11 protein-coding genes are annotated in these 11,852 nt (G+C 35.7%); 2 read left to right on the top strand and 9 right to left on the bottom strand.

The window, feature by feature from the left end; genetic code table 11:
* Window positions 1–84: 84 nt before the first annotated feature.
* From HND50_06190 to HND50_06230, 9 genes are all read right to left on the bottom strand, one after another.
* Window positions 85–687: a DUF4145 domain-containing protein gene (locus HND50_06190; GenBank protein ID NOG44802.1), complete on the bottom strand. Its 603-nt coding sequence runs from the start codon at window positions 685–687 to the stop codon at window positions 85–87.
* Between the two features lie 160 nt (window positions 688–847).
* Window positions 848–1,540, bottom strand: a complete 693-nt coding sequence (locus HND50_06195) for a sulfite exporter TauE/SafE family protein (protein NOG44803.1) — start codon at window positions 1,538–1,540, stop codon at window positions 848–850.
* Between the two features lie 166 nt (window positions 1,541–1,706).
* Window positions 1,707–2,159 (bottom strand): FixH family protein, encoded by a 453-nt coding sequence (locus HND50_06200; protein ID NOG44804.1) that lies wholly within the window; start codon window positions 2,157–2,159, stop codon window positions 1,707–1,709.
* Window positions 2,159–3,586, bottom strand: a complete 1,428-nt coding sequence (gene ccoG, locus HND50_06205; protein ID NOG44805.1) for a cytochrome c oxidase accessory protein CcoG — start codon at window positions 3,584–3,586, stop codon at window positions 2,159–2,161. Before ccoG ends, HND50_06200 begins: the two co-directional genes overlap by 1 nt.
* Window positions 3,587–3,589: 3 nt before the next feature.
* Complete coding sequence (locus HND50_06210) at window positions 3,590–4,249, bottom strand: c-type cytochrome (protein NOG44806.1); 660 nt, start codon at window positions 4,247–4,249, stop codon at window positions 3,590–3,592.
* A gap of 2 nt (window positions 4,250–4,251) precedes the next feature.
* Complete coding sequence (locus HND50_06215; GenBank protein NOG44807.1) at window positions 4,252–4,440, bottom strand: CcoQ/FixQ family Cbb3-type cytochrome c oxidase assembly chaperone; 189 nt, start codon at window positions 4,438–4,440, stop codon at window positions 4,252–4,254.
* A gap of 12 nt (window positions 4,441–4,452) precedes the next feature.
* Window positions 4,453–6,588, bottom strand: a complete 2,136-nt coding sequence (gene ccoN, locus HND50_06220; protein ID NOG44808.1) for a cytochrome-c oxidase, cbb3-type subunit I — start codon at window positions 6,586–6,588, stop codon at window positions 4,453–4,455.
* Between the two features lie 29 nt (window positions 6,589–6,617).
* On the bottom strand, window positions 6,618–6,767 hold the full coding sequence (gene ccoS, locus HND50_06225; GenBank protein ID NOG44809.1) for a cbb3-type cytochrome oxidase assembly protein CcoS: 150 nt from the start codon (window positions 6,765–6,767) through the stop codon (window positions 6,618–6,620).
* Between the two features lie 123 nt (window positions 6,768–6,890).
* Complete coding sequence (locus HND50_06230; protein ID NOG44810.1) at window positions 6,891–9,305, bottom strand: HAD-IC family P-type ATPase; 2,415 nt, start codon at window positions 9,303–9,305, stop codon at window positions 6,891–6,893.
* A gap of 331 nt (window positions 9,306–9,636) precedes the next feature.
* On the opposite strand from HND50_06230, the gene HND50_06235 reads away from it, so the two are divergent.
* Window positions 9,637–10,032: a response regulator gene (locus HND50_06235; protein ID NOG44811.1), complete on the top strand. Its 396-nt coding sequence runs from the start codon at window positions 9,637–9,639 to the stop codon at window positions 10,030–10,032.
* 87 nt (window positions 10,033–10,119) lie between these two features.
* Complete coding sequence (locus HND50_06240; protein ID NOG44812.1) at window positions 10,120–11,763, top strand: M1 family metallopeptidase; 1,644 nt, start codon at window positions 10,120–10,122, stop codon at window positions 11,761–11,763.
* The last annotated feature ends 89 nt before the right edge of the window (window positions 11,764–11,852 follow it).

An 11,852-nucleotide genomic window follows, 5' to 3' on the forward strand; every position in this document is an offset into this window, starting at 1 on the left:
TGAAAAATATTAGAACCCTGAATCATGCTCCCCGTGTTAAATTCCTTGTACAACCCTTTGTTATAAGCATTGATATACAATTTATTATGCCTTAAGATTTTTTAAGATTTGTGCACCATTATTTAAAATAATATGCACAGCCTCTTCATTTACTTTCTCTCCATGAGCTGCGTGATTCGCAATATCGATCAAAGTTTTTAATCCTTCAAAAACATTTTCAGTTATGATATTTTTTTTATAAAGAGATCTTAATAAAGGAAAGAGTGGCAATCTGCTTTCAATACTATTTTTTTGGGCTATATCCAATATTCTTTTTTCCAATTCTATCCGAAAGCCTATTAGACCTAAATTTGGATCATGTTCGGCTACCTTTAATAATATTGCCATTGGATCAGGAGAAATAACCGTTGGATTGGCAGACATTGAAGATTCTTCCTCTATTTTTCCAGATACAGTTATCAACTTTCCTGTTACTTTTTCTGTCGCTTCTTTTATATCACGCAATTCGATTTTTATTCCCCCGGGCAACTCTAAGTTCTTCAGGTATGGTAAAATCCATGGCAAAAAGGCTAAAATGAACAGGGAAAGGGCAATTGTATCAATTTTAAAATTGGGGAAAACCAAATGCAAAACTAAAAGAACAAAAGATAGAATAGAAAAAATAATTAAAAGTATTTTTGATTTCATTTTTATCCTATATTTTTGAATTGCTTATAACATAATATTAGCGTGATTCAACTTGATTTAACTCTATCACTATACGACATAAAATCAACAAATTCAACCGTTTAAAGTTACGTTGAAAACTGCAAAGAATGTTGAATGAGATTTATATTCAGGAAGACACTTAATGGCAATCGGGGATAAACAATTCCTGGTTGGTGCCCTTGTTTCTTAAGTCCGGGCTAATGTAGGGAATACCTAAGGAAAGACCGCGCAAAATGAGCAATATTCCTAAAACAAACATTGTAACCGGTAAAGCTCGTTTTATAAATCCTTGCCAATTAATTTTTGTAATCCGCCCAACAATGGAAACAACGATTAAAGCAGGGATTGTGCCCATGCCAAAAACAAACATAAACATCGCACCATATAAGCTGTCACTTGCTGCGATGGCACCTGCTAAAGCCGTGTAAACAAGACCGCAAGGTAAAAGGCCATTTAGCAATCCAATACCTGCCAATGCGGAGAATGATTTCTTTTTGAATAAACCACCAAGTGTTTTCCGCCATAAGGGACTTGTATTTATTACATCCAGGGTTTTACTGATGGGCAAAAAAAGGGAAGCTAGAATAAGAACGCCCAATACAATTGAAAGAGTGGATTGAAAACCAGCAAGCGAAATTACTTTTCCAAGACCGCCAAAAATTAATCCAAGAATAAAGTAAGTTACAATCCGGCCTAAATTATAAACCAGCCGACCTGTTAAAAAGTGAAGTTTTGTTGGATTTTCTGTTTGAGGAAGGGCAAGAACTATCGGGCCACACATTCCAACACAATGCAAACTGCCGACAGTACCTAATATTAGTGCCGTTAACATTTTTATTCTTTTAATTTAAAATAATACATACCATAAAGATCACGAAGTAGACGAAAAGAATACCATTTCAAAGCTACTCTAAATTCGTGAGCAAAAGTTTTATTGTCACCAAATACACCATTGATCGCATCGACAAACTAAACAGGGATAGCTCTACATGTTTTCTCTACAAAACCAGGACTTGTTTATAAAAGTATTCTGTGCCATCAGCAGTCCAATGTAACTGAACATCCCATTTTCCTTTAACAATACCGGTTACCGGAATAACCTGAATATGATTTTCATTAATATTCAATTTTATTGTTTGGTCAAGGTTTGCATCCGAAGGCCGGAAAAAAACAATTTTCCCGGTAATGGATGAGCTATCAAAAACAGCCGGCATAATTAGAAAAATTTCATTTGAAGCTTTATTGAAATTAAAAACCGGTTTTATCTTTAGCGCATTTGTATTACGGATTCGATTAATCTGATCTTCATATTCCAGGGTTTTTTCATAATAATTATCCGTAACCATTTGAATATTATTATTGAATGAAAAAAATAGAAATGAAAGCATCGCAATCATGAAAAGGACATAGAAAATTGTGATCGAATATGGCCAGCTTTTATTTTTATCCATTAATTTGCCCCCGGAGCAACAAAACCGGTTGTCACTGTATCTAGTATTTCACCATTACTTGTTATTTCAATTGTGATACTGTTTTTACCTGGTTTTAATACTGAAGGATCAAACTCGACAATTAGAGCTGATTGCCCAATACCGTCCGGTTCTATAACAAGTGTAGATCCTGCCAGAATCAGTTTTCCTTCTATACCTTTTAAATTAAATTCAAGCGGCATTTTCTCGAATGTTTTGTTTACAATTTTCACAGAAAAAAGATTGCTAACATTACCATTTTCAAGCATCGTAAACATTGTTCCCGGTGACCGCAAAATAGTAGTTTCGATTGGCGACCTTAATACAAGCAAAGTTGTGAGCAAAACTATTAATGCCGTTAACACCGCTGTATATCCAAGGGCCCGTGGTGTAATCAGCTTATGGTTATTTTCTTTTATAGCATTATAAGATGCATATTTTATCAGACCACGCGGTTTATTTATTTTGTCCATAACAGTATCACACGCATCAATACATGCTGTGCAATTTACACATTCAAGCTGTGTACCATTGCGGATATCAATTCCTGTTGGGCATACATCCACGCACTGATTACAATCAATACAATCACCCTGATCTGGCTTAGGCTCTTTTCGCTTGGATACTTTGCCCCGCTTTTCGCCACGTAAAAAATCATAAGAAATAACAATTGAAGTTTTATCAAGCAAAACTGATTGGAAGCGTCCATAGGGGCAAACAATAACACAGGCTTGTTCACGAAATCGTGAAAACACAAAGTAAAAAATTCCGGAAAAAACAATAACAGAAATAAAACCGGTCATGTGTTCGGAAGGTGATGAAGTAACTATTTTAAGTGTTTCATCAATACCAACAATATAAGCCATAAACATATTGCCAATTAGAAAAGCAATCCCCAAAAAAATTATATGTTTAAGGCTTTTCTTGAAAAACTTTTCACCGTTTAAAGGCATGGAGTTTAGTTTTTTTTGCTGACGGGCATCGCCTTCGATCAAATATTCAATTTTGCGGTAAACCAGTTCCATGAACACTGTTTGAGGACAAGCCCAGCCACACCAAACACGGCCAAAAACGGCTGTAAACAAAACTATAAAAACAACAAAAGTTATTGTCGCCAAAAGAAACAAATGGAAATCCTGAGGCCAAAAAGCTAAGCCCAAAACAATAAATTTCCGTTCCAGAAAATTAAGCAACAATAAAGGCTGCCCGCCTATATGAATAAACGGGCCGCCAAAAAAGATCGCAAGTAAAAGAAAACTTACCCACGTACGCGCATTGTAAAACTTTCCCTTTGGTTTTTTGGGATAAATCCAAACGCGTTCGCCTTTTCTATCAACAGTTGCTATTGAATCCCTAAAAGATTCATCCGCCAGTTCCTTTTTTTCTTCTACTTGTGGATCTACGTTCACTACTTAGTCTCCGTACTTTTCACCTTGTGGTTCTTTTGGGTTTGGTGGATTAGTACCTATAAGGTTGTACATATGGCTTGATACATCCAACAAATCACTCTCTTTTAAAACAGGTTTCCAGGCAATCATTCCTTTTACGGGAACACCATCCTGAACAACTTTTACAATCGAATTAAAAGAACCATCACCATTTATCCAGTAATTATCAGTCATATTCGGCCCAATACCACCTTCTCCATTTGCTCCATGGCACGCCAGGCAATTTGCCGCATAAACCTTTGCACCATTTTCAAGCCGGCCTGCATCAGTTACAAGATCATAATTAATCGCAGGTACTTCCTCTACAGGCTCCTGGCTTTCTGTAGTTTCTGTAGTGGCGGCTTCCCCACCGGCTGGCGGTGGAGGCGGAGTTTTATCACCGGTATCGGCATATGGGGATTGATAGCCGGATAACCCGGATGAGCTTTCTTCTATAACTCCCATTTCAATATTATATTCATCAATTTGCAAAGGGCCCATATCAAATACATGATAGTAGAAAACATAAATCACACCCCAGACAATTGTTATATAAAACAGGTTTAACCACCAGGGAGGGAGGCTGTTATCCAGCTCCTGAATCCCATCATAATTGTGGTCAAGTAGTTTATCTTCATATTTCATATTTATTTTCTCCCAATATTTTGAGACTGATCATTATCTTCAAGTGGCATATTCTCCAATTTTTTAACTGTTTTCTTATCAAGCTTTACAACCCAAAACAATACAACTACAAAAAAAGTTGTGAAGATCAATAACGAAATCAATGGAAATATTTCTACACCTGATATTGATTCGAGTACATTTTTAATCACTTTTTCCTCACCCTATTTGGTGGCATTTTCCGAAACCGCAGAACCCTTTATATCTGTTCCAAGTCTCTGCAGATAAGCTATTAAGGCAATAATTTCCTTGTTTGGATCTGCATTTGAAATACCTTGTGTTTTCAAACTGGCAGCAATTTTCTCTGCCTGAGCTTTGAGATCATTTAATGCCTGACTTGAATAACCCTCGGCATAAGGGACACCAAGTGTCTGCATTGCTTCAATTTTTGCTGCAATATCTGATGTGTCTAAATCGTCTTCAATTAGCCATGGATAACGTGGCATCAGTGATCCGGGAGACATCAAGCTTGGGTCATCCATATGGTTGTAGTGCCATGCATCAGGATATTTTCCCCCAACACGGTGAAGATCCGGGCCTGTTCTTTTTGATCCCCACAAAAATGGATGATCATAAACAAACTCGCCTACTTTTGAGTACTCACCATAGCGTACAGTTTCCGAACGGAATGGACGGATCATTTGTGAGTGGCAGTTGTTACAACCTTCGCGAATATAAATATCGCGTCCTTCGAGTTCTAGTGGTGTATAAGGTTTAACGCTTGCAATTGTTGGTACATTGGATTCAACCATATACATTGGAATCATTTCCACTGCCCCACCAATTAAAATAGCCACGGTTGCCCATACAGTAAAATGAACTGCTTTTCCTTCTAACCAGTGATGCCAATAGCCAGATTCTTCTTTATACTCTTTTTCAAGGGCTGGTGCTTCAGCCTTTTCATCTGCTAGTAAGTTACCTGCTTTAGCTGTTTTAAATAAATTCCATGCGCCTATTATTGTACCAACCAGGAACAATGTACCACCAATGGATCTGACAATGTACATTGGAACAATCTGTATAACCGTTTCTAAAAAGTTCGGATATTGTAAAAATCCATCTGCGGTAAATTCTTTCCACATTAAGCTTTGTGTCAATCCTGCCCAATACATTGGTAAGGCATAAAAAATTATTCCTAAAGTGCCAATCCAAAAATGAGTATTTGCTTGTTTTACAGAATGTAGTTTGGTTTGAAAAATGCGTGGCCACAGCCAATACAACACTCCAAAAGTAATAAAACCATTCCATCCCAAAGCACCAACATGAACATGCGCAATAGTCCAATCTGTGTAATGGGTTAATGCATTTATACTTTTTACTGAAAGCATTGGGCCTTCAAATGTGGACATACCATAGGCTGTCACACCCACAACCATAAATTTTAAGATCGGATCTTCCCTTACTCGGTCCCATGCTCCACGCAAAGTGAGTAAACCATTTAGCATTCCACCCCAAGAAGGTGCAATAAGCGCCACAGAAAAAACTGTTCCTAAAGTTTGAGCCCAATCCGGTAATGACGTATAGATTAAATGATGTGGACCAGCCCATATATAAATAAAAATAAGTGACCAGAAGTGGACAACGGATAATTTATATGAGAAAACAGGCCGGTTAGATGCCTTTGGCAGGAAGTAATACATTAATCCTAAAAAGGGTGTTGTCAGAAAAAAAGCAACAGCATTATGACCATACCACCACTGGGTCAACGCATCCTGAACACCTGCATAAATTGAATAACTTTTTAACAAAGTAACTGGTATTTCCAAAGAATTGACAATATGCAAAACCGCAACTGTAACTATGGTAGATATATAAAACCAAATAGCAACATAAAGATGACGCTCACGCCGCTTTGCAATTGTTCCAAACATATTTATGGCAAATACAACCCATATCAAAGTAATAAGAATATCGATAGGCCATTCCAGTTCAGCATATTCTTTACTTGTCGTAATACCAAATACAAATGAAAGTGCCGCAAGCACAATAATTAACTGCCAACCCCAAAAATGTATTTTGCTTAACGTATCGCTAAACATTCTCGCTTTAGTTAAACGCATCAATGAATAATAGACACCCGTGAAAATAGCATTACCGGCAAATGCAAAGATAACTGCATTTGTATGTAAAGGGCGCAACCGACCAAATGTTGTCCACGGGAGATTGAAGCTAAATGCAGGTATATACAGTTGGATTGCTATTATAACCCCAACCAACATACCAACGATCCCCCATAATAAAGTTGCAAAACCGAAGTTCCGCACAATCCGGTTATCGTAATAAAATGTCTCTACAGCCATAGAGAAGACCTCCTTTTAATTAATTAAAATCACTTTTTTATTTCATCATCAAATAGCATACGAATTGCTGGCGTTTCCTGGTCATCAAACTGCCCTTTTTTTACTGAAAATAAAAAGGCAATCAGGAACCCCAAAGCCACAGAAAAACTAGCGCCGATTAGAATAAAAATTACTTCCATAAAATCCTTAAAATCTAAAACATTAATTTTCAAATAACATACAAATTACAATATCCAATTTTAAATTGTATCTAAATGTTTTGGATTTTGATATTTGTGTTCTGTTAATTGTATTTATTGTCTCTATAATCCCAGCCTTTTTGCATTTATCCGTGTGGAAAGTGTTGCAAAAACCACAACGGAAATTGAGCTTAAAGGCATTAAAATCGCTGCAATCAAAGGAGATAAAACCCCTGTTACTGCAAAATATAATCCAACCGAATTATATAAAAATGATAAAATAAAACTTGTAATTACCGTATTATAACTCGATTTGGCATAATTTATAAACACAGGTAATTTTTCAAAATGGTTTGCATTTAAGATTGCATCACAAGCCGGAGAAAAAGTATTCACATCCTCCGATATAGAAATCCCCAAATCGCTTTGCTTCAGAGCACCGGCATCATTGAGGCCGTCTCCTATCATCAATGTTCTGTCTCCGGCTTTCTGTAAATTCAAAATAAAATTTTGCTTGTCATAAGGAGTTTGGTTAAACCGTATTTCTCCTTTTATTTTAAACTTTTCAAACAGACCTGTTAAGAAGTTTTTCTCACGGGCATTATCTCCGGAAATTAGGGCTATTTTAAAGTTTTTGGCCAACTTTTGTAAAACATTGCTCAACCCTGGACGGTAGCTGTTTTTTATGCTGAAATAACCTTTATAATCACCATCAATTAGTACATGGGCAGTCGATCCGGAAAACTCAATATTTTGTAATTGAGGTACGCCAATCCATTGTGCGCTTCCAATCCGTACATCATGGCCATTTATTTGTGCCAGCATTCCTTTGCCGCTGATTTCAACAAAATCATTTGCCGGCAATATTTTCCCTGCTTTTAAAAAATTATAAATAAAACGGCTTATCGGATGAACCGAATTATTTGTTAAAGATTTAATCAACTCTTCGTCAGGAAGACTTAGTTTTTTAGAAAATGAAATTTCTGGTTTTTTTTGCCAGGTCAAGGTTCCTGTTTTGTCAAAAACAATATGCGAAATTGATTTTATCTGTTCGATGGTTCGGATATTTTTTAGAAAAAATTCATTCTTTCCAAACACACGCAAGGCATTACCAAAAGAAAATGGAATAGACAAAGCCAACGCACATGGACAGGCAATAATCAAAATGGCAGATACAACATTTATGGTCATTCGCCAGTCAACCATCGCCCAATAAGTTCCGGAAATTATTGCAATAGCCAGCACAGCAAAAGTAAAGTTCTGAGCGATCTTATCAGAAAGTGAGGATAATTTAGCCTGGCCTTCTTCTTTAAAAATATCGTTGTTCCACAGTTTGGTTAAATAGCTTTGGGACACTTTTTTTACAATTTTAACCTCAATTGTCGATCCGCTTAATCGTCCGCCCGCGTACAACATCTCATTTTGATTTTTATCAACCAGCTCAGATTCACCGGTTACAAAACTATAATCAATGGAGGCAGTCTCGGAGAGCAAGAGTGCATCAGCCGGTATTAACTCCTGGTTTCTCAACAAAATGGTATCTCCGATATTTAGTTTTGAAACGGGAATGACCCTGTTTTCACCAGCCTCTAAAAGTGTTACGGAAACAGGAAAGTATGATTTATAATTTCGCTCAAAAGAGAGGGTTGCATACGTTTTATCCTGGAACAACCGGCCTAAAAGCAGAAAAAATACCAACCCTGTAAAAGAATCGAAATACCCGGGTCCATTTCCACTAATAATTTCAAACAAGCTACGTGCAACCAATGCCAAAATCCCAATTGAAATGGGGACATCAATATTTAGCATTTTTTTACGGAGCCCTTTAAATGATGAGATAAAATAATCTGATGCACTGTAAAATAATACCGGGATTGCTAACAGGATATTTAATGTACCAAAAACCAATTTAAAGTCTGAAGTTAATGCCTGCCAAGCATCAAGGTATTCAGGAAAACTAAACATCATCGAATTGCCAAAAGCAAATCCGGCTATGCCAATTTTTATATATAGCTTTTTATTTGATGTTTCCTGCTTTTTCTGTTCCAGGTCTATTAGGTTTATTTGGGGCTCATAACCAAGCGAAGTTAATAATTCGGCAATTTCACGTAATGAAATATTAGCGTTGTTATAAGTTAAAGATACCTCTTTTTTTACAAAATTTACCCTTGATGACTTTACAGCGGGGTTTAGCTTATATATTTTTTCCAGTAACCAAATACAGGAGCTGCAGTGAATTGAAGGGATAAAAAATGTAACTTTTGAAGTTTCGCTTTCTGAAAATTCTAAGAGTTGATTTATAACAGCATTGTCATCTAAAAATGAAAACTTCTCTTTAAAAAAGGGAGTTGCGGCGTTAATACCAGGAGAGTTCTCCAAATTATAGTACGTGCAAAGGTTATTCTCAGATAAAAGCTCGTAAACAACTTTACAGCCGTTACAACAAAACAGCTTATCATCGAAACTAATCTTTGTTTCGCGGCACTCTTCACCACAATGATAGCAAAGTTGTTTTTTGTCTATTGAAGTTTCATGCATAACTAAAAAGCGGGATTCGACTCAACTATTGAATATGCTAAATACATGCCAAATATTAAAATTATCATGGTTTATATTATGAATCGGGAATTGCGTATTTTAGTACAAAAAACCCTTCATTACAAAAATAAGATATTACTAGTGATTCTTATTTATAGCACAATAATTAAACCATATTCCCACTAATGAGAACTTAGTAAAATAATACATTGATCTAAACATGATAATTGATGCATTAATGCTAATATCGATACAAATTAATAATGCCAATTATACAAGTATTTATATTGAATATTTATGGCACTAAAATTGTACTTAGCTGAAATAAACTATGCGTTTAGATTTTATGACTATAAAAAACGAAAATAAAAAAATCCTTTTAATAGAAAGTGATCAAGTATTAAGCCAATCTCTTATCCGGATGCTTAATAAAGAAGATTACAATTTAGTCTTCCATAAAAATTTAGAAAAGGCCATTTGTGATCTTAAAACAAAACATTTTGATACTATCATTTTTGGACTGAATCAACCCTTCACTAACTCGATTGATTCACTTAATCACCTACAATCTTTATCAGGTATTCCAGAGATAATTGTTTTAAGTTCATTTAACTTAGATGAAATCAAAAGCGCTTTTCAATCGCGCTTAATAAATAATATTTTGATTAAACCAATCAAAAAAGAAACCCTCTTAGACTGTATTTCAAATATTAAAACATTTGCCTAACTTTTCCTGTAAATTAGAACGGGACATCTCTTTAACTTAAATTAAGTACATTCCTGTGTGTAAATAAAACTTATTTTGGGATCTTTAATGAAAACTTTTTTTAAATGGTTGGGAATAATTATTGGTAGCCTGATACTACTTTTGATAATTGTTGCAGGTATACTTTATTGGTATTTTAGTCCGGATTATTCCTCTGGTGGAATCCTTTCAGAAAACCAGGCCCAATACGATGTTTTGCATTACAATATAAACCTTGAAATTGATGCACAAGAAGAGACAATTGACGGCTATACTATAATAAATATTAAATCCACTTCAGATTCGTTAGATGTACTGGAATTTGACCTGCTTGATAATTTTGATATTTCAAATATCGAGATTGATGATGTTACAATAAAAAGTTTTACCCATGTGGATTATAAACTATTAATCGATGCTGGCAAAACCTGGCAGAAAAATGATCAAATAAAAATAAAAATTGTTTACAGAGGCTCACCTCCTGAAGCCAAAAGACCTCCATGGGTTGGCGGATTTGTTTGGGAAAAAGATGAAAATGAGAATGATTGGGTTGGGCTTGCCTGCCAAGGAGAAGGTGGTAAAATCTGGTTCCCTTGTAAAGATCATCCATCAGATGAACCGGATAGCGCAGCTATAAATATTACAGTCCCGGAAGATTATTTTGTAGCAGCAAATGGACTTTTGCGAAAAGAATCATACCCCAAGCCCGGGCATAAAACATATCACTGGTTTACCGGTTACCCTATCAATAATTATTTAATAAACTTCGGAATGGGCAAATTTGAAAAGGTTGAAAAAAAATATCTCACAGAAAGCGGCAAAGAAATGCCTGTTGTTTTTTATGTTTTACCACAAATGCGTTTCGGTGCAGATTCGCTTTTAGACCAGGCTGTTGATATGCTTGAATCCTACAGAAAGTTTTTTGGGGAGTATCCCTGGACAGATGAAAAACTTGGCCTTTTAAACACCAGTTTTTTGGGGATGGAACATCAGACAATAATTGCTTATGGAAACAAATATCATAATCGCACAATTGGTGATTTGAGTTTTGACCAACTATTGTTACATGAGCTGGGTCATGAATGGTGGGGAAACAAAGTAACAGCCGGGGATTGGGGTGATTTTTGGATTCAGGAAGGTATTTGCACTTATGGAGAAGCATTGTATGTTTTGGATAAAAGCGGTGAAGAGGCGTACCATGAATATATGAGACGTTTTCAAAGAAGAATCTGGAACCGGTCACCCATCGCCAGCCCTAAAAATACAACATCTAATGATGCTTATAGTGGAGATATTTATACTAAAGGGGCTGCATTTATGCATACTCTTAGATTTGTAATTGGTGATTCTGTTTTCTTTCCTACTCTGAAACAATTTGCAACAGATTCGGCATATACTTTTCATAATTTTGTAAGTACTAATGATCTACTAAATTTAGTAAATAAAAACTCTGGAATGGCTTTGGACAGCCTTTTTAATCTATACCTTTATACGACAGACTATCCGCAAATAAGAATTGATTCTCTCTCGGCAAACAGTTTTAATGTTTCTATCCCAAATATAAATTTTAATCTTCCAATGGAAGTAAGTTATAATGGAATAACTGACACACTTCAGATTGGCAAGCAGACAATCCAAATAACTTCAGATAGCAGACCGGTTGTTGATGAGAAAAACTGGTATTTAAAAGAAGTGGCCAAGACTGATGAATAGAAAATCCGATTGTAAAATGTAAACTTAACTATCTTTAATTTTTTTAATATAGGATCGAATCGCAAAAAAATGTTCACTTAATAACTTCC

It is taken from the genome of Calditrichota bacterium (genome assembly GCA_013112635.1).
In the GTDB taxonomy this organism is placed as follows: Bacteria; Calditrichota; Calditrichia; order Calditrichales; family J004; genus JABFGF01.

Bases quoted from the DNA above. Each gene is read 5' to 3' on its own strand.
- HND50_06190 (NOG44802.1), bottom strand. From the start codon at position 687: ATGAAATCAAAAATACTTTTAATTATTTTTTCTATTCTATCTTTTGTT.
- HND50_06195 (NOG44803.1), bottom strand. From the start codon at position 1,540: ATGTTAACGGCACTAATATTAGGTACTGTCGGCAGTTTGCATTGTGTT.
- HND50_06200 (NOG44804.1), bottom strand. From the start codon at position 2,159: ATGGATAAAAATAAAAGCTGGCCATATTCGATCACAATTTTCTATGTC.
- HND50_06210 (NOG44806.1), bottom strand. From the start codon at position 4,249: ATGAAATATGAAGATAAACTACTTGACCACAATTATGATGGGATTCAG.
- ccoN (NOG44808.1), bottom strand. From the start codon at position 6,588: ATGGCTGTAGAGACATTTTATTACGATAACCGGATTGTGCGGAACTTC.
- ccoS (NOG44809.1), bottom strand. From the start codon at position 6,767: ATGGAAGTAATTTTTATTCTAATCGGCGCTAGTTTTTCTGTGGCTTTG.
- HND50_06230 (NOG44810.1), bottom strand. From the start codon at position 9,305: ATGCATGAAACTTCAATAGACAAAAAACAACTTTGCTATCATTGTGGT.
- HND50_06235 (NOG44811.1), top strand. From the start codon at position 9,637: ATGCGTTTAGATTTTATGACTATAAAAAACGAAAATAAAAAAATCCTT.
- HND50_06240 (NOG44812.1), top strand. From the start codon at position 10,120: ATGAAAACTTTTTTTAAATGGTTGGGAATAATTATTGGTAGCCTGATA.